19 protein-coding genes are annotated in these 17,882 nt (G+C 68.2%); 15 read left to right on the top strand and 4 right to left on the bottom strand.

Annotated elements, in window-relative coordinates:
• The first annotated feature begins 33 nt into the window (after positions 1-33).
• From slmA to DD542_RS07135, 7 genes are all read left to right on the top strand, one after another.
• Positions 34-711, top strand: coding sequence for a nucleoid occlusion factor SlmA (gene slmA, locus DD542_RS07165; RefSeq protein ID WP_127804734.1), 678 nt, complete (start codon positions 34-36; stop codon positions 709-711).
• Between the two features lie 180 nt (positions 712-891).
• Positions 892-1,593: a TetR/AcrR family transcriptional regulator gene (locus DD542_RS07160; protein ID WP_127804732.1), complete on the top strand. Its 702-nt coding sequence runs from the start codon at positions 892-894 to the stop codon at positions 1,591-1,593.
• 39 nt (positions 1,594-1,632) lie between these two features.
• The gene (locus DD542_RS07155; RefSeq protein ID WP_127804730.1) at positions 1,633-3,429 is read left to right on the top strand and encodes an acyl-CoA dehydrogenase C-terminal domain-containing protein; all 1,797 of its coding nucleotides are present in this window, start codon (positions 1,633-1,635) and stop codon (positions 3,427-3,429) included.
• Between the two features lie 31 nt (positions 3,430-3,460).
• On the top strand, positions 3,461-3,898 hold the full coding sequence (locus DD542_RS07150) for a DUF2147 domain-containing protein (RefSeq protein WP_127804728.1): 438 nt from the start codon (positions 3,461-3,463) through the stop codon (positions 3,896-3,898).
• A gap of 29 nt (positions 3,899-3,927) precedes the next feature.
• On the top strand, positions 3,928-6,327 hold the full coding sequence (locus DD542_RS07145) for a 3-hydroxyacyl-CoA dehydrogenase/enoyl-CoA hydratase family protein (RefSeq protein ID WP_127804726.1): 2,400 nt from the start codon (positions 3,928-3,930) through the stop codon (positions 6,325-6,327).
• A gap of 9 nt (positions 6,328-6,336) precedes the next feature.
• Entirely contained in the window at positions 6,337-7,542 is a 1,206-nt protein-coding gene (locus tag DD542_RS07140) for an acetyl-CoA C-acyltransferase (protein WP_127804724.1), read from the top strand.
• Positions 7,543-7,644: 102 nt separating this feature from the next.
• Entirely contained in the window at positions 7,645-8,466 is an 822-nt protein-coding gene (locus DD542_RS07135; protein WP_127804722.1) for a thioesterase family protein, read from the top strand.
• 25 nt (positions 8,467-8,491) lie between these two features.
• Here the strand turns inward: DD542_RS07135 and DD542_RS07130 are convergent, their stop codons facing one another.
• Positions 8,492-10,783 (bottom strand): patatin-like phospholipase family protein, encoded by a 2,292-nt coding sequence (locus DD542_RS07130; RefSeq protein WP_241559713.1) that lies wholly within the window; start codon positions 10,781-10,783, stop codon positions 8,492-8,494.
• A gap of 145 nt (positions 10,784-10,928) precedes the next feature.
• Here DD542_RS07130 and DD542_RS07125 point away from each other — a divergent pair, with 145 nt between their 5' ends.
• Positions 10,929-11,693, top strand: coding sequence for an enoyl-CoA hydratase (locus DD542_RS07125; protein WP_079364381.1), 765 nt, complete (start codon positions 10,929-10,931; stop codon positions 11,691-11,693).
• Positions 11,694-11,776: 83 nt separating this feature from the next.
• On the opposite strand, the gene DD542_RS07120 is transcribed toward DD542_RS07125, so the two are convergent.
• Positions 11,777-12,052, bottom strand: coding sequence for an AraC family ligand binding domain-containing protein (locus tag DD542_RS07120; protein ID WP_066153735.1), 276 nt, complete (start codon positions 12,050-12,052; stop codon positions 11,777-11,779).
• A 131-nt stretch (positions 12,053-12,183) separates the two neighbouring features.
• Between DD542_RS07120 and DD542_RS07115 the strand changes: the two genes are divergently transcribed.
• The 6 genes from DD542_RS07115 (at position 12,184) to DD542_RS07090 (ending at position 15,807) form a co-directional block, all read left to right on the top strand.
• Complete coding sequence (locus DD542_RS07115; RefSeq protein WP_127804720.1) at positions 12,184-12,549, top strand: YciI family protein; 366 nt, start codon at positions 12,184-12,186, stop codon at positions 12,547-12,549.
• 82 nt (positions 12,550-12,631) lie between these two features.
• Positions 12,632-13,075, top strand: coding sequence for an SRPBCC domain-containing protein (locus tag DD542_RS07110; protein ID WP_127804718.1), 444 nt, complete (start codon positions 12,632-12,634; stop codon positions 13,073-13,075).
• A 10-nt stretch (positions 13,076-13,085) separates the two neighbouring features.
• Positions 13,086-13,526: a VOC family protein gene (locus tag DD542_RS07105; RefSeq protein WP_206610778.1), complete on the top strand. Its 441-nt coding sequence runs from the start codon at positions 13,086-13,088 to the stop codon at positions 13,524-13,526.
• Positions 13,527-13,632: 106 nt separating this feature from the next.
• Positions 13,633-14,061, top strand: coding sequence for a YciI family protein (locus DD542_RS07100; protein ID WP_127804715.1), 429 nt, complete (start codon positions 13,633-13,635; stop codon positions 14,059-14,061).
• Positions 14,062-14,071: 10 nt separating this feature from the next.
• Positions 14,072-14,482: a VOC family protein gene (locus DD542_RS07095; protein WP_127804713.1), complete on the top strand. Its 411-nt coding sequence runs from the start codon at positions 14,072-14,074 to the stop codon at positions 14,480-14,482.
• Between the two features lie 23 nt (positions 14,483-14,505).
• Positions 14,506-15,807 (top strand): RNA polymerase sigma factor, encoded by a 1,302-nt coding sequence (locus DD542_RS07090; RefSeq protein WP_127804711.1) that lies wholly within the window; start codon positions 14,506-14,508, stop codon positions 15,805-15,807.
• Here the strand turns inward: DD542_RS07090 and DD542_RS07085 are convergent.
• The gene (locus tag DD542_RS07085; protein WP_241559710.1) at positions 15,776-16,258 is read right to left on the bottom strand and encodes a hypothetical protein; all 483 of its coding nucleotides are present in this window, start codon (positions 16,256-16,258) and stop codon (positions 15,776-15,778) included. The two genes, DD542_RS07090 and DD542_RS07085, sit on opposite strands and share 32 nt — an antisense overlap.
• Positions 16,258-16,650 carry a DUF6152 family protein gene (locus DD542_RS07080; protein WP_066153716.1) on the bottom strand — a complete coding sequence of 131 codons (393 nt, stop codon included), beginning with the start codon at positions 16,648-16,650 and terminating at the stop codon, positions 16,258-16,260. The genes DD542_RS07085 and DD542_RS07080 overlap by 1 nt, the downstream gene beginning before the upstream one ends.
• A gap of 177 nt (positions 16,651-16,827) precedes the next feature.
• On the opposite strand from DD542_RS07080, the gene DD542_RS07075 reads away from it, so the two are divergent.
• Entirely contained in the window at positions 16,828-17,757 is a 930-nt protein-coding gene (locus DD542_RS07075; RefSeq protein WP_127804709.1) for a CocE/NonD family hydrolase, read from the top strand.
• Positions 17,758-17,882: the final 125 nt, after the last annotated feature.

Here is a 17,882-nt window from a genome sequence, read left to right as displayed (position 1 = left end):
CCGACTGCTGAACACCAACGGACCCGACCACCCATGAGCTCCAGCGCTTCCTCGTCCACGGCCGCCGCCTCTACCGAAGCCGCCAGCGAAGGCGCCGAGAGCACCGAGTCCGGTGGCCGCAAGCGGCCCAAGCCCGGTGAGCGCCGGGTGCAGATCCTGCAGGCGCTGGCGACCATGCTGGAACAACCCGGCGCCGAACGCGTGACGACCGCCGCGCTGGCCGCCCGGCTGGAGGTCAGCGAGGCCGCCCTCTACCGCCATTTCGCCAGCAAGGCCCAGATGTTCGAGGGCCTCATCGAGTTCATCGAACAGTCCGTGTTCGGTCTGGTCAACCAGCTGGGCGAGCGCGAGCCCGATCCGGTGCTGCGTTCGCGCAAGCTGGTCACGCTGCTGCTGCAGTTTGGCGAGAAGAACCCCGGCATGGCGCGCGTCATGGTGGGCGATGCCCTGGTGTACGAGAACGAGCGCCTGCAGCAGCGCATGAACCTGTTCTTCGACAAGATCGAGTCGGCGCTGCGCCAGAACCTGCGCGAGATCGCCGTGCTCTCGTCGGCGACCACCCCCACCGTCGATGCCCAGGCCGATGCCTCGGTCATCACGGCCTTCTGCATGGGGCGGCTGCAGCGGTTTGCCCGCAGCGGCTTCAAGCGCCCGCCCAGCGAGAACCTTGACCACGGCCTGCGCTTGCTGCTGCCCGACGGGCGCCTGTGACCTCCCGGGTCCGGGTGTGCGGGTAAACCCGCAGATGCCGGCGCTGGGCGCCGCGCATTAGGGCGCAGCCCCTAGACAAAATTCCCGTTGCACGCCGCAGGTTGCGCCTGGGGTCATTCTTTTGCGGTAAAAATAGCACGACCGTTCGATTTGTGGGCGGTCTTCTTTTTTTATCACCGCATGAGCGCCACCACTTCCTCCAAACGCCCGCGCAGCGACGCCGCCCTCACGCGGTCGCTGCAAAAAGGCCAGCAGACCAAGGCCGCCATCGTCGATGCGGCGCTCGGTCTGGCGACGCAGATCGGCCTCGAAGGCCTGTCCATTGGCGCGCTGGCCGAGGTCATGCAGATGAGCAAGTCGGGCGTGTTTGCGCACTTCGGTTCGCGCGAGGAGCTGCAGATTTCGGTGGTGCGCGAGTACCACCACCGTTTCGAGGAAGAGGTCTTCTACCCGGCCATGTCGGTGCCGCGCGGCCTGCCACGCCTGCGCGCGCTGTTCGACAACTGGATGAAGCGCACCTCGGTGGAAATCGACTCGGGCTGCCTCTACATCAGTGGCGCAGTGGAGTTCGACGACCGCCCCGGGCCGGTGCGCGACGCGCTGGCCAGCTCGGTCAGCACCTGGCTGGCGGCCATGAAGCGCGCCATCGAGCTCGCCATCGAAGAGGGCCACCTGCGCGCCGACACCGACGGCGAACAGATGCGCTTCGAGATCCATTCACTCATCCTCGCGCTGCATTACGAGGCCCGCTTCCTGCGCGCGCCCGACTCGCTGCAGCGCGCGGTGACGGCCTTCGAGGGCATCGTGCAGCGCTACAGCGCGGGCGGCGCCACCGATCCCGCCCCTGCACGCAAGGCGGCCCGCAAACCGCGCGCCGCCTGACCTTCCCTTTCTTCACAAACCCTCCACAGGAGTTCACCCATGCCCGTCTACAACCCGCCCCTGCGCGACATGCAGTTTGTGATGCACGAGGTGCTGAACGTCAGCGCCGACTTCCAGTCCATGCCCCAGCACGCCGAGATGGATGCCGACACCATCAACGCCGTGCTCGAAGAGGCCGGCAAGTTCGCCTCGCAGGTGATCTTTCCGCTCAACATCAGCGGCGACACCGAAGGTTGCACGCTGGACAAGACCACGCACGAGGTCAAGACACCCGCCGGCTTCAAGGAGGCCTACAAGACCTACACCGACGGCGGATGGTCGGCGCTGTCGTGCGACCCCGAGTACGGCGGCCAGGGCCTGCCGCTGGTGGTCAACCAGTGCCTGTACGAAATGATGAACTCGGCCAACCAGGCCTGGACCATGTACCCCGGCCTGAGCCACGGCGCCTACGCCGCGCTGCACGAGCACGGCACGCCCGAGCAGAAGGCGCTGTACCTGCCCAAGCTGGTCAGCGGCGAGTGGACCGGCACCATGTGCCTGACCGAACCGCACTGCGGCACCGACCTGGGCCTGATGCGCACCAAGGCCGAACCGCAGGCCGACGGCACCTACAAGATCACCGGCAACAAGATCTTCATCAGCGCCGGTGAACACGACATGGCCGCCAACATCGTGCACCTGGTGCTGGCCCGCCTGCCCTACGCGCCCCCCGGCATCAAGGGCATCAGCCTGTTCGTGGTGCCCAAGTTCCTGGCGAACGCGGACGGTTCACTGGGCGCGCGCAATGGCATCTACTGCGGCGGCCTGGAGCACAAGATGGGCATCCATGGCAACGCCACGGCGCAGATCGTGATCGACGGCGCCATCGGCACCCTGGTCGGTCAGCCGCACAAGGGCATGCAGGCCATGTTCGTGATGATGAACGCCGCCCGTCTGGGCGTGGGCAACCAGTCGCTGGGCCTGACCGAGGTGGCCTACCAGAACGCCCTGGCCTACGCCAAGGACCGCATCCAGATGCGCAGCCTGTCCGGCGCCAAGGCCAAGGACAAGCCGGCCGACCCGATCATCGTGCACCCCGACGTGCGCAAGATGCTGCTGACCGCCAAGGCCTATGCCGAAGGCGGTCGTGCGCTGGCCATGTTCAGCTCGGTGCTGCTGGAGAAGGTGCACAACCACCCGGACGAGAAGGTGCGCAAGGACAGCGACGAGATGCTGTCGCTGCTCACGCCCATCGTGAAGGCCTTCCTGACCGACAACGGCTACCAGGCCGCCACCATGTGCCAGCAGGTCTTCGGCGGCCACGGCTACATCAAGGAATGGGGCATGGAGCAGTTCGTGCGCGATGCCCGCATCAACATGATTTACGAAGGCACCAACACCATCCAGTCGCTGGACCTGCTGGGCCGCAAGGTGCTGGGCAACAACGGCGCCACGCTCAAGAAGTTCGGCAAGCTGGTCGGCGCGCTGGTGCAGGAAGAGGGCGTCAACGAGAAGATGGCCGAGTTCATCAACCCGCTGGCGGTGCTGGGCGAGCAGATCACCAAGTTCACCATGGAGATCGGCTTCAAGGGCCTGCAGAACCCCGACGAGGTGGGCGCCGCCGCGGTGGACTACCTGCGCGTGGCCGGTCACCTGGTGTTCGGCTACTTCTGGGCCCGCATGGCGCAGGTGTCGCTGCAGAAGATCGCCGAAGGCAGCACCGACCCGTTCTACACCGCCAAGCTGCAGACCGCTCGCTTCTACTTCGCCAAGCTGTTCCCGGAGACCGCGACGCTGATGCGCACCGCGCGCGCGGGCAGCAAGGTGCTGATGGACACCGACGCTGCATTGGCCTGATTCACGCCATTCAACAACACCGGAGACAGACATGAAGAAGACCGCCATTGCCAGCTTGCTGGGCCTCGCCGCCGTGTCCGCCTTCGCGCAGGCGACGCCGGCCGGTCTGTGGAAAACCATCGACGACGACTCCAAGAAGGAGAAGTCGCTGGTGCGCATCACCGAGAGCAATGGCGTCTTCTCCGGTCGCATCGAGAAGCTGCTCGACCCCGACACCAAGCCCGACGCCGTCTGCGAGAAGTGCAGCGACGAGCGCAAGGACAAGCCGGTGCTGGGCATGACCATCCTGCGCAACCTCAAGCAGAACGCCGACGACAAGGCCGTGTACGACGGCGGTGACATCACCGACCCGAACAACGGCAAGGTCTACCGCGCCCGCCTCAAGCCGGTGGATGGTGGCAAGAAGCTGGAGATGCGCGGCTACATCGGGCCGTTCTACCGGACCCAGGTGTGGCACCGCGTCGAGTGAAACGATCTGTCTTCCCAACAGGACCCAACATGAAACGATTCCAAGTGAAAAAAGTCGCCGTACTCGGCGCGGGCGTGATGGGCGCGCAGATTGCGGCGCACCTGGTCAACGTCAAAGTGCCGGTCGTCCTGTTCGACCTGCCGGCCAAGGAGGGCGCCAAGAACGGCATCGTCACGCGCGCCATCGAGAACCTCAAGAAGCTCAAGCCCTCGCCGCTGGGCGTGGCCGCGGACGCCGACCTGATCGGCCAGGCCAACTACGAGGAGCACATGGAGCAGCTGCGCGGCTGCGACCTCATCATCGAGGCGATCGCCGAGCGCATGGACTGGAAGCTCGATCTCTACAAGAAGATCGCCCCCTTCGTCGCCGAACACGCCATCGTCGCGTCCAACACCTCGGGCCTGTCGATCACGAAGCTCAGCGAAGGCCTGCCCGAGGCGATCAAGCCGCGCTTCTGTGGCATCCACTTCTTCAACCCGCCGCGCTACATGACGCTGGTGGAGCTGATCAACACCCCGACCACTGAAGCGCAGATCCTCGACGACCTGGAAGCCTTCGTCACCAGCGGTCTGGGCAAGGGCGTGGTGCGCGCCAAGGACACGCCCAACTTCGTGGCCAACCGCATCGGCATCGCCGGCATGCTGGCGACGATGAAGGAGGTTGAGAACTTCGGCCTGACCTACGACGTGGTGGACGACCTGACCGGCAAGCGCCTGGGCCGCGCGTCCAGCGGCACCTTCCGCACCGCCGACGTGGTGGGTCTGGACACCATGGCCCACGTCATCAAGACGCTGCAGGACAACCTGAACGAGCAGACCGACCCGTTCTACGGCAGCTTCGGCACGCCGCCCGTGCTGGCCAAGCTGATCGAGATGGGGAACCTGGGCCAGAAGGCCAAGGCCGGTTTCTTCAAGAAGGTCGGCCGCGACATCCAACGCTTCGACCTGGAGAGCGGCGAGTACGTGCCCGCGGGCGAGAAGGCGGACGAGGTCTATGGCCGCATGCTCAAGCGCCCGGCCGCCGAGCGCCTGAAGCTCTTGCGCAACGCCGAAGGCCCGCAGGGCCAGTTCCTCTGGGCCATCCTGCGTAATGGCTTCCACTACGCCGCCGTGCACCTGGCTGCCATCGCCGAGACCGCACGCGACGTCGACCAGGCCATGCGCTGGGGCTTCGGCATGAAGCAGGGCCCTTTCGAGCTGTGGCAGGAAGCCGGCTGGCTGGAAATGGCGAAGATGGTCCAGGAAGACATCGACGCCGGCAAGGCACTGAGCAAGGCGCCGCTGCCCGACTGGGTGTTCAAGGGCCCGGTGGCCGAGGCCGGCGGCGTGCACACCGCCCAGGGCTCGTGGAACCCGTCCAAGGGCGTGTTCGAAGCACGCCGCAGCCTGCCGGTGTACCAGCGCCAGCACTTCCCCGAACTGCTGCTGGGCGAAGCCGGGCCGAAGTTCGAGACCGCCGGCACCACCATCGAAGAGAACGATTCGATCCGTGTCTGGACGCTGGATGGCGAGGTGCTGATCGCCAGCATCAAGACCAAGATGCACGCCATCAGCCCCGAGGTCTGCGAAGGCCTGATGGCCGCCATTGATCTGGCCGAAGCCGAGTACCAGGGCCTGGTGATCTGGTCGGGCGACGAGCCCTTCAGCGCCGGCGCCGACCTGCAGGCCATGCTGCCGGCCTTCATGGCCGTGGGCGTGGCGGCCATCGAAGACGCCGAAGGCTTCATGCAGCAGATGATGCTGCGCCTGCGCTACGCCAACGTGCCGGTGGTCTCCGCCGTGCGCGGCCTGGCGCTGGGTGGTGGCTGCGAGCTGGCGGTGCACAGCGCGCGCCGCGTGCTGCACATGGAAAGCTATGTTGGTCTGGTGGAAGTGGGCGTGGGCCTGGTGCCCGGCGCCGGCGGCCTGACCTACATCGCGCGCCGCGCGGCCGAAAACGCCGAGACCTCGACGGGCAAGGACCTGCTGCCCTTCCTGACCGAAGGCTTCACTGCCGCGGCCATGGCCAAGGTTGGCGCCAGCGCCATCGAGTCGCGCAAGCTCGGCTACGTGCTGCACTCCGACCTGATCGTGCCCCACAAGGACGAGCTGCTGTTCGTCGCCATCAACGAAGCCAAGGCCCTGTTCGCGGGCGGCTATCGCGCGCCGCACAAGCGCCTGTTCCCGGTCGCCGGCCGCGACGGCAAGGCCACCATCCTGGGCAGCCTGGTCAACATGCGCGACGGCGGTTTCATCAGCCAGCACGACTTCCACATTGCCTCGCTGATCGCGAACGTGGTCACCGGTGGCAACGTGGAGCCGGGCACGCTGGTGAGCGAGGAGTACCTGATGACGCTGGAGCGCCAGGCCTTCTGCTCGCTGATCGTTCACCCGAAAACGCAAGAGCGCATTCTGGGCATGCTGAACACCGGCAAGCCCGTCCGCAACTGAGGAAGCGACATGAAACAAGTTCAAGACGCCTACATCGTCGCCGCCACCCGCACGCCCATCGGCCGTTCGCACAAGGGTTCGTTCAAGCACCTGCGCCCGGACGATCTGCTGGCCCACGCGCTGCGTTCGGCCATGGCCCAGGTGCCGAGCCTGGACCCCAAGGCCGTGGAAGACGTGATCGCCGGTTGCGCGATTCCCGAAGCCCAGCAGGGCCTGAACGTCGCGCGCATCGGCGCCATCCTGGCCGGCTTGCCGAATTCGGTCGGCGGCATCACGGTCAACCGCTTCTGCGCCTCCGGCCTGTCGGCCGTGGCCATGGCGGCCGACAGCATCCGCGTGGGCGAGGCCGACGTGATGATCGCCGCCGGCACCGAGAGCATGAGCATGGTGCCCATGATGGGCAACAGCCCCAGCCTCTCGCCGACCATCTTCCGCAACACCGACGACATCGAGAGCTACGGCATCGCCTACGGCATGGGCCTGACGGCCGAAAAGGTGGCGCAGCAGTGGAAGGTCAGCCGCGACGCGCAAGACGCGTTTGCCGTGCAGTCGCACCAGCGCGCCGTGATCGCCATGAAGAACGGCGAGTTCACGGACGAGATCACGCCGGTGACCGTGCAGGACCGCAGCGTCGACCTGGAATCGGCCGAGGTGTCGATCAGCGAGCGGGTCATCAGCCTGGATGAGGGCGCGCGCCCCGACACCACGCTCGAAGGCCTGGCCAAGCTGCGCACCGTGTTCGCGGCGCGCGGCTCGGTGACCGCCGGCAACAGCTCGCAGACCAGCGACGGTGCGGGCGCGCTGATCCTGGTGAGCGAGGCCGCGCTCAAGCGCTACAACCTCACGCCGCTGGCGCGCTTCGTCGGCTACGCCAGCCGCGGCGTGCCGCCGCACATCATGGGCATCGGCCCGGTCGAGGCGATCCCCGCTGCGCTGAAGTACGCCGGCCTGAAGCAGGACGACATCGACTGGTTCGAACTCAACGAGGCGTTCGCTGCCCAGTCGCTGGCCGTGATGAACACCCTGGGCCTTGACCCGTCCAAGGTCAACCCCATGGGCGGCGCCATCGCGCTGGGCCACCCGCTGGGCGCGACCGGTGCCATCCGTTCCGCCACCGTGGTGCACGCGCTCAAGCGACACAACAAGAAGTACGGCATGGTGACGATGTGCGTGGGCATGGGGCAGGGCGCCGCCGGAGTATTTGAACGCGTGTGACCACGCGCCCCCCGCGCCGCTTCGCGTCACCCCCCAGAGGGGGGCGGCACTGGCGGCCCGGCAAAGCCGGTTCCGCGGTGCCCTTGAAAGAGACACGTCTGTATGAGCGCTCACGTATTTGATCAAGCGATTGCGCTGACCTCCACGGGTAACGGGCTCTATGCCGGCGCCACCTCGCCCGCCTACGCCAACATGGTGGGGCCGTTCGGTGGCATCACGGCCGCGACGATGCTCAACGCCGTGATGTTGCACCCGTCCCTGCTGGGCGAGCCGCTGTCGCTGACGGTGAACTACTGCGCGGCGCTGGCCGACGGGGCGTTCGAGGTCTCAGCTCAGCCGGTGCGCACCAACCGCTCCACCCAGCACTGGGTGGTGTTGGTCACCCAGGCCGGTGCTTCGGGCGAGGCCGAGACCGTGGCCACCGCGACGGTGGTCACCGCGGCCCGGCGCGAGACCTGGAGCGTGGACGACGAGCCCATGCCCGCGGTGCGCAGGCCCGACGAGGTCAAGCCCTATACCGTGCCCTCGCCGGTGGAATGGATCCGGCGCTACGAGATGCGACCCATCGAGGGCGCCATCCCGCGCACCTGGGACGGCACCGGCAGCGACAGCCGCTCGCGCCTGTGGATGCGCGAGGCCGTGCCGCGTGCGTTGGACCTGTGCGGCCTGGCCGCGCTGGCCGATGTGTTTTTCCCGCGCATCTGGCTGCGCCGTGCGACCTATGTGCCGGCCGGCACGGTGTCGATGACGGTGTACTTTCACGCTGGTTCGGCGCAGCTGGCCGAGGTCGGCCACGGCTGGGTGCTGGGCCAGGCCCGCGCGCAGGCCTTCCGCAACGGCTTCTTCGACCAGACGGCGCTGCTCTGGAGCGAGGCCGGGCACCTGCTGTGCTCCAGCCACCAGGTGGTCTACTACAAGGAGTAGCGGCTGAGCGTGGGGCGCGTTCTGTTCAGGGGCGGCCCAGGAACAGGTACAGCCCCGTGTACCCCTTGGGAGCGCTCACCACGCTCAGGTACAGCGGCCCCATGCCCGTGTCCGCGCCGATGAACAGGCTGGTGCCCCAGCGCAGGCCGTGGATGCTGATGTCGCGCCGGCTGGCCCAGGCGTTGCCGCCCTCCAGCGAACCGCCCGCAAACAGCGCGCGCGCCACGCCCACGTTCCAGGGCAGGCGCTGGTAGTAGGTCAGGCGGCCGAACAGCAGGTAGTTGCCCGCGACCTGGCCGACCCGGTAGCCCGAGAGCTGCTGGAAGCCCCCCAGCGAAAACTCGTCGATGGCGCCCACCGGCACCCGCGTGGCGCGGGCGAAGCGGGCGCCGACGTTCAGCGTGTGTGCGCCCCAGGAGTGCACCGTGCTGCCGTTCATTTCCAGCCGGTTGAACGAGACGTCGTCGCCCCCCGAGACCAGGCGCCGCCGGCCCGCCGCCAGCTCGCTCTGGAAGCGGTAACCGGACGACGGGAAGTTGGCGTAGTCCAGCTGGTCCGAGATCAGCGCGGCGCGCACACCGACGTCGCGCCATTTCTGTGTGGCGATGAGTTCGCTGTCGTCGACCTCGCGCGAGACCAGCTCGGGCGTGGCCTTGTGCAGACCCAGCTGCACGCCCAGGCGCAGGTCGCCGTAGCGTCCCAGCAGGCCGATCGGCCAGCCGTAGTCGGCGCCCAGCTTCAGACCCTGCCGCGTGCCGGTGCCCAGCGCCTGGCCGTCGGCGCCGTAGACCTCCAGCCGCTTGAGGCTGGCGTCGACATAGCCCGCGACGAAGCTGTCGTTGGCCCGGCCCAGCGGCTGGTAGAGTTCCGAGAAGGCGGCCAGCGAGGCGCCGATCTGCAGCCGGTTGCGCCATTCGGCGCCGCTGTCGTTGAACCAGTGGCGGTTGTGGCCGATCAGCAGGTTGAAGTCGCCACGCCCGTCGAAGTCGGTGCGCAGGTCCAGGCCCAGGCGCAGGTAGTTGGGGCCCCAGTCGTTCTCGCGCAGGCCGATCACCAGCGTCTCGTCGGTGTTGTCGCGCACCCGTTCCAGCCGGTAGTCGACGCGGTCGTAGTCGCCCGTGGCCGAGAGCTTCTGCAGGTCGGCCTCGATCTGGGGCACGTTGACCCGCTGCCCGGGTGCGGTGTCCAGCGCCAGCGCCAGCGGCTCGACCCGGCTCTCGGGCACGCCCTCGAAGCGCACCGCCTTGATCTGTCCCATGCGTTCGGCGTAGGCCTGCGCGTTCATGCCGCGGCTGGCCTGCCACTGTGCGTAGCCGGCCGGGTCCGCTGAGAAGCGCCTGAGCGCCTCGGCCACGCTGCGCGCGTGGTCCAGGCCGATCTTCACCAGCTCGGGCGCCTTCTCGAAGTCGGCCGAGGTCAGCTTGCCCAGCGAGGGCTGGATCAGCAGGTCGGCGGGCGTGAGCGTGGCGATGCTGGCTTGCACGTTCTGCTCGGTCAGGATGTTGACCATCTGCGTGGTGATGCCCAGCAGGCTGCCCAGGGTCTCGCGCCCGGCCAGCGGCGTGCCGATGTTGACCGCGATGACCACGTCGGCGCCCATGCGGCGCGCGACGTCCACCGGCAGGTTGTTCACCAGACCACCATCGCCGAGGATCTGGCCGTTGAGCTCCAGCGGCGCGAACACACCCGGCACCGACATGCTGGCGCGCATGGCCGCCGCCAGGTCGCCGTGGTCCAGCACCACGGCCTTGCCGGTCTCCATGTCGGTGGCCACGGCGCGGAACGGCGTGGGCAGGCCGTCGAAGGTGGCCAGCAGGCGCGTGGACAGCGTATAGCGGCGCAGCAGCAGCTCCAGCGAGCGCGTCGACACCGCGCCAGTGGGCAGGCGGAACTCGCCGTCGCGGAAGCCGATTTCCAGCACCGGCGAGAGCTCGAAGTCCTCTTCCTTGCGGCGCTGCGAGAGCAGCTGGCGCGGCACGCGGCGCTCGAACACGTCGCCCCAGTCCACCTTGAGCAGCTCGGCCTCCAGCTCGTCGGCGCCCATGCCGGCCGCATAGAGGCCGCCGATGATCGCGCCCATCGAGGTGCCGACGATCATGTCCACCGGCACCTTCATTTCTTCCAGCACCTTGAGCACGCCCACGTGCGTCAGACCACGCGCGCCGCCGCCCGAGAGCACCAGGGCGACCTTGGGTTTCTGCACGGCGGGCGGAGGCGCGGTCGGTGCCGGGGTCTGCGCGTTCGCGGCAGTGGCCGACAGCAGCCACAGCGCGGCCAGCAGGGCGCGCAGCCAGGGAAACGGGGACGTGTGGGGCATCGGTGTGCTCTCGGACAGCGGGATGCGGCCGAGTGTAGAAGCGTGGTGCCGGGTTGTCGCCGATTGGGCAGGCCACCCCACGCCGCGCGGCGCTTTCGTGTTACCTTGCGCCGACTTTTTGCCACCCCAGAGCGAGCACCCCACCATGTCCGACATCCTCGTCCACACCGAAGCCGGCATCACCACGCTGACCTTCAACCGCCCCGACAAGAAGAACTCCATCACCGCCGCCATGTACGGCGCGCTGGCCGACGCGATCGCCGCCGCAGCCGCCGACCCGGCCGTGCGCGTGGTGGTGTTCCAGGGCAACGAAACCACCTTCAGCGCCGGCAACGACATCGGCGACTTCCTCAACAACCCGCCCGCGACCGAAGACTCGCCGGTGTTCCGTTTCCTGCGCGGCATCGCCCAATTTCCCAAGCCGCTGCTGGCCGCGGTGTGTGGCCCGGCCGTCGGCATCGGCACCACGCTGCTGTTCCACTGCGACCTGGTCTACGCAGGCGACAACGCCGCGTTCTCCATGCCCTTCGTGAACCTGGGCCTGTGCCCCGAGGCCGCGTCCAGCCTGCTGGTGCCGCAGATGCTGGGCTACCACCGCGCGGCCGAGGCGCTGCTGCTGGGCGAGCCCTTCATGGCCGAGGCCGCGCTGGAAGTGGGCCTGGTCAACCGCGTGCTGCCGCCGAGCGAGGTCACCGGCTACGCGCAGTCGGTGGCGCGCAAGCTGGCCGCCAAGCCGCTGGCCTCGCTGGTCGAGACCAAGCGCCTGATGAAGAAGGGCAACGCCGCGCTGGTGATGGCCACCATGGCCGAAGAGGGCGCGAGCTTCGGCCGCATGCTCGGCGAGCCGGCCGCGAAAGAGGCTTTTGGCGCGTTCATGGAACGCCGCAAGCCGGACTTCTCGAAGCTCTGATCAGGCGGTTCGCCGCCGGGCAGCCCCAAGGCGAATCAGCCCTCGGGGGGCAGTGACCCGCGCAGCGGTGGAGCGCGGGGGCTTCAGTTCAGTCGCGCCACCCAGTAGGTCGCGCCTTCGGCGCCGTAGCGCTCCGAGTGCGGCGCCCCGTGTTCCAGTTCGAACAACTCGCCCGGCACCAGGTGCCGGGTCTCGCCGCCCACGGTGAGCCACATCTCGCCCTGCACCACCAGGGCCTTCACCGCGAAGGGGTGCGTGTGTTCTTCCAGCACCGTGTCCGGTGCCCACACCCGTTCCAGCACCTCGTCGAAGCCTTCGGCCAGGGCGACGCTCTTGAATGTTTCAAAGGTCTTGGGCATGGCGTTCTCCTGTCTGCAGCCAATACCCGATTGCAGCATGGCCCTTTTGGCATGGCGCGGGTAGGGGTTTGCCGCGAGCCGCTCCTGTGTAGCATGCGCGATCCAGCGTTCCGACACCCGAAAGGCCCGCCATGTCCTACATGCTCCTGATCCACGAACCCGTCGGCCAGCGCGCCACCCGCACCGAGGCCGAGGGCCGCGCCGCCTACGCCGCCATGGTCGCGTTCGGCGAGCGGCTGGCGGCCGAGGGGCGGCTCAAGGCGGTGGAGTCGCTGGCGGGTCTGGACACGGCGGTGCGCGTGAGCCACGCCAGCGGGCAGGCCCAGACCCTGGACGGGCCCTTCGCCGAGGCCAAGGAAATGATCGGAGGCTTCTTCCTGCTGCAGAACGTGAATCGCGAGCAGGCCATCGCGCTGGCCCACGAATGTCCGGCCGCGCAGTGGTGCACGGTGGAGGTGCGGGCGCTGGCGCCCTGTTTCGACGAAAGCCACGCCTGATCCGGGTAATCCCGTAGATCGGGCCTGTCGAAATCGCGCAGGCTGCTTCGTCGTGGTGTTGTCGCCACCAAGGAGTCCTGCCATGCCCACCCTGCATTTCGACATCCACATCGCCGCGCCGCGCGAACGCGTCTGGCGCACCATGCTGTACACGCCCACCTACGAGCGCTGGACCGCGACCTTCTGTGAAGGCTCGCGCTACGACGGCAGCTGGGAGGCCGGAACGCCCATCCGCTTTCTGGGCCCCAACGGAGACGGCATGGTGGCGGAGATCGCCGAACACCGGCCGGCCGAGTTCGTCTCGATCCGCCACCTCGGCACGATCAGCAACGGCGTGGAAGACACCACCAGCGAGGCGGTGCGCGCCTGGGCGCCGTGCTTCGAGAACTACAGCTTCACCGACGAGGCCGGCGGCACGCGCCTGCGCGTCGACTGCGACGTGTTCGGCAGCTACGAGGACTGGATGAACCAGACCTGGCCCAAGGCGCTGCAGGCGCTCAAGACCATCTGTGAAACCCCCACCTGAGGAGAGTCCCATGACCACCACCACCGTGCCCATGTGCGCCGTCGTGCACTTTGAAATGCCCTACAAGGACCGCGAGCGCGCCGCGCGCTTCTACGCCGCCGCCTTCGGCTGGACCCACCAGTTCCTCGGTCCGGAGATGGGCGACTACATGCTGGTCAACACCGCGCCGGCCGGCGCCCGCCCGCCTGTGCCGCCCGAGGCCGCACTGGGCTCGATCAACGGCGGCCTGTTTCCCTTCAACGCCGACTGGCCGATGCAGCATCCTTCGGTGGTGATCGGCGTGCCCGACATCCGCGCCGCTATGCAGCGGGTGCGCGACGCGGGCGGCGAGGTGATCGGCGAGCCAATGGCCATTCCCGGCGTGGGCCAGTACGTGGTGTTCCGCGACACCGAGGGCAACCACAACAGCATGATGGAACCGGACATGCAACCCCCCGCCTGCAAAACATGATCACCCCCGCCGTGCTGCGCACGACCCCCTCAAGGGGGCAACACCTGCGGCCTGGCAAAGCCAGTTCCGCGGTGTTCTCGAAACTGAAAACCAGAGGACCGTTCTCATGCGATTCATGATCATTGTCAAAAGCTGCCCCGAGTTCGAGGCCGAGCTCATGCCCGAGGCGCCCGAGGAACTCATGGCCGAGATGGCCGCCTACCACGAGGAGTTGGCGCGCGCGGGCGTGCTGCTCGACGGCAGCGGCCTGCACCCCAGCCGCACCGGCTGGCGCATCCACTACGACGAGGCCGGCGGCCGCAAAGTCGTCGACGGCCCGTTTGCCGAAGCCAAGGAGCTGATCGCCGGCTACACCCTGATCCAGGTGCGCTCGCGCGAAGAGGCGATGGAGTGGAGCCGCCGCTTCCCGAACCCGGCCGGCAAAGGCAAGCCCGCCGTGATCGAGCTGCGCCAGCTGATCGAGCTCGACGAGTTCCCGCCCAGCGCCGCGCTCGACCAGATGAAAGCCATTGACGGCATCGCCCCACAACCCTGAAGGAGAACCCATGTTCCGCCAGATCTTTGTCAACCTGCCCATTGAGGACATGGCCCGCTCGCAGGCCTTCTTCAAGACCCTGGGCCTCACGTTCAACCCGCGCTTCACCAACGAGCAGGGCGCCTGCCTGGAAATCGGCGAGAACTTCTACGCCATGCTGCTGGTCAAGCCCTTTTTCCAGGGCTTTGTCCAGAAGCCGATCAGCGACGCCCACCAGAGCACCGAGGTCATCCTGGCCCTGTCGGTGGACAGCCGCGCCGAGGTGGAGGAGGTGGTGCGCAAGGCCGTGGCCGCCGGGGCGACCCGCATTCCGGAGCCCAAAGACTACGGCTTCATGTTCCAGGACGGTTTCGCCGACCTCGACGGCCACCAGTGGGAGGTGTTCTGGATGGACGAGGCGGCCGCGCCCGCGCAGATGTGACGGCAGGGGTGTAGAAACGGCGCGTGCATTCCGCGATCCACGACACCATCGCCACCGTCTGGCGCCTCGAATCCGCCCGCATCGTGGCGGCGGTGGCGCGGCGCGTGCGCGACGTGGGCGTGGCCGAAGAACTGGCGCAGGACGCCCTGGTCGCGGCCCTGGAGCGCTGGCCGCTCGATGGTCTGCCCGACAGGCCCGCCGCCTGGCTCATGACCACCGCCCTGAACCGCGCGCTCGACCACCTGCGCCACCGCCAGATGGCCGACGCCCGGCACGGTGACATCGCCAGCGACCTCGAAGCGATGGAGGCCCACGTGGTTCCCGACTTCAGCGACAGCCTCGACCGCCGGCGCGAAGACGCCGTGCTGGGCGACGACCTGCTGCGGCTGATCTTCACCGCCTGCCACCCGGTGCTGCCGCCCGAATCGCGCGTGGCGCTCACGCTCAAGCTGCTGGGCGGCCTCTCCACCGCCGAAATCGCCCGTGCCTACCTGGTGCCCGAGGCCACGCTCGCGCAGCGCCTGGTGCGCGCCAAGCGCACGCTGGCCGATGCCAACGTTCCGTTCGAGCTGCCGCCGCCCGAGCTGCTGGGCGAGCGCCTGGCCTCGGTGCTCGAAGTGGTCTACCTGGTCTTCAACGAGGGCTACACCGCCACCAGCGGCGCCGACTGGATGCGCCCCGCGCTGTGTGACGAGGCCCTGCGCCTGGGGCGCATGCTGGCCGAACTCGCGCCGCAGGAGGCCGAGGTGCTGGGCCTGCTCGCGCTGATGGAGATCCAGGCCTCGCGCACCGCGGCGCGCACCGACCGCGACGGCCAGCCCATCCTGCTGGCCGACCAGGACCGCCGGCGCTGGGACCGGCTGCTGATCCGCCGCGGCCTGACCGCGCTCGACCGTGCGCAGGCGCTCGGTCAGCCAGTCGGCCGCTACCGCCTGCAGGCGCAGATCGCGGCCTGCCACGCGCGTGCGCCGCGCGCCGTTGACACCGACTGGCCGCAGATCGCCGCGCTCTACGCCGAGCTGATGCGCGTCGCGCCCTCGCCGGTGGTGGAGCTCAACCGCGCGGTGGCGGTGGGCATGGCCGAGGGGCCGGCCGCGGGCCTGGCCATCGTCGAGACCCTGTTGCAGGACAAGGCGCTGGCGCGCTACCACTGGCTGCCCGCGGTGCAAGGTGACCTGCTGGAGAAACTCGGAAGGCACGACGAGGCCAGGGCGGCGTTCCTGCAAGCGGCGGCATCCGCCGGCAATGAGCGTGAGCAGGCCTTGCTGCGCGCGCGTGCCGATGGGCCGGCGCCTACCGGTAACCGATCAACCGCCCGGCGGTGATCACCCCCAGCCAGAGCAGGACCGACAGCACACCGTGCCAGCGCCAGCCCGGGCGCGGCGGCACGCCGACCGCGGCGCCCAGCCGCCGCCAGTGCGGATCGAGCCGCAGCCACAGCGCGTTGAGCACCGCCGCGGCCAGCAGCGCCAGTTTGATGCCGAACAGTGGCTCGACCACATAGTCGAGCGGGCGCGTGGCGAAGAGCAGCGCGCCGGTGGCCAGCGCCAGCAGCAACCCGGTGATGGCCACTGGCACCAGGGTGGTCGCCAGCGGCTCCAGCGGTACAGACCGGAACGCTCCGATCAGCCGCAGATCCAGCGGCACGATGGCGCCGAACAGCAGCGCGATGCCGACCACATGACCGGTGTTGACCAGCGGGTAGAGCCAGACCGAAGCGCGCAGCACCTCCGACAGGCCAGTGGCCTGCAGTGCGGCGGCCAGGGGCTCCAGCATCAGTTGCGGTCGGGGTAAAGGTCGTAGGTCTTGCCGTCGATCACCAGGCGCTCGGCCTTGAAGACCTTCTTTTTCGGGTCGCTGTGCTTGTGGCCCGAGACGGTCAGCTTCACGCCCTTGACCAGCATCGCGTCTTTCAAGCCGGCGCGCTCGTTGCGCCAGGGCTGGCCGACCTCGACGATCCAGTTGGCGCCATCCACGGCCAGCGTCAGCTCGCCGTGCGGGTTGCCGAGCCTGGCCGCGACGATGGTGCCGGTGAGTTCGGAATTCACGTCCTCGGCCCAGACCCAGCCGTGGTGGGCGGCGGCGGGCAGGGCCAGCAACAGCCCCAAGGCTGCGGCGGCCAGCTGCAGCAAGGCACGTGAGAAGAACGGTGCGGGAGTCGGGGTCATGAAGGGCCTCGCAGGGAAGGGGAAAGGGCACCATCGGAAGTCGGCAGTGTGCGACCGTCTGTGAGAGGGCGCAATGTTTGACCCTCGTCGGGTTGGGCTGTTGTCTCATGGGCGTGGCTTTGGTTTTCCGGCGTTCGGCCGATATGCATCGGTGTCAGGACATCAACAGAGATCCCCATGCCTGTATTGCGACGCTTGCTTCCACGACGGCTCCGTGCGGATGCCGCTGCCATCACCCTGGCCCTTGTCGTCGGTGTGGCGCCAGCCTGGGCCCAGGCCGGAACCGCCGCGCCACCCGACGCCCAAATTGCAAAGGTGCCGATGAAGGGCGCCGGAACCTTCGGCTCTACCCTGGAGCTGCACACCGAGGTTTTCAAGCCGGCGGGGGACGGGCCGTTCCCGGTGCTTGTGTATGCCCACGGCAGATCCGGAACTCAGCAAGAGCGGAGCGCCATGACCGAGGTCGTTCCGCGCCAGTTCCTGAACTACTGGACAGAGCAGGGCTTCGCGGTGGTGGCGCCTGCGCGACCGGGCTACGGCAAGACGGGCGGCAGTGACCGCGAGGTGCCGGGGCACCGATGGGGGCCTGGCGGGGCATGCCTCGGTGCGCCAGACCCTGCGCGTGTCGCAACGGTCGCTGCAGCGGCCACTCAGGCGGCTGTCACCTGGGCGAGGGAGCAGCCGTGGGCGGTGCGGTCAAAGATCGTACTGGCGGGTAACTCGGTCGGAGGCCTCGCGACCGCGGCGCTCGCTGCGACAGATCCGGAAGGCGTCGTGGCCTACATCAACTTTGCGGGCGGGGTTGCGGGCAATCCTGACCAGTCGCCCGGTAAAAGCTGCGCCCCGGAGTTGGTGCGTGACGCGTTCTCGCGGTATGGCAAGACAACGCGCGTTCCAGGCTTGTGGCTCTATGCGGAAAACGACAGGTTCTGGGGCGCCGACGTTCCAAAGCAATGGCACGCGGCGTTTGCAGAAGGAAGCCCGGGCGCGGTCTTCGTTGCGACGCCGCCTGTGCCCAATGCGGACGGACATGAGCTCATCTTCGTCGGCCGTGACCTGTGGTCCGCCGCTGTCGACAGATTTCTGAAGGACATGGGACTTCGGTAGCCGCGCGATCCTCGCCTGGAAAGAGGGGTGGCCCGTCACACCCCCGTCACACCCCCTCCCGATGATCCGCCGGTCGGGCGCCTGTTGATGGCGCACCGCAGCACCACCGATCATCCGTTCATCCC

The sequence above is a fragment of the Hydrogenophaga sp. NH-16 genome (assembly GCF_004006415.1).
Classification (GTDB): Bacteria; Pseudomonadota; Gammaproteobacteria; order Burkholderiales; family Burkholderiaceae_C; genus Hydrogenophaga; species Hydrogenophaga pseudoflava.
Note: the sequence above shows the minus strand (reverse complement) of the source record. Positions and strands in the feature narration are given on the sequence as shown.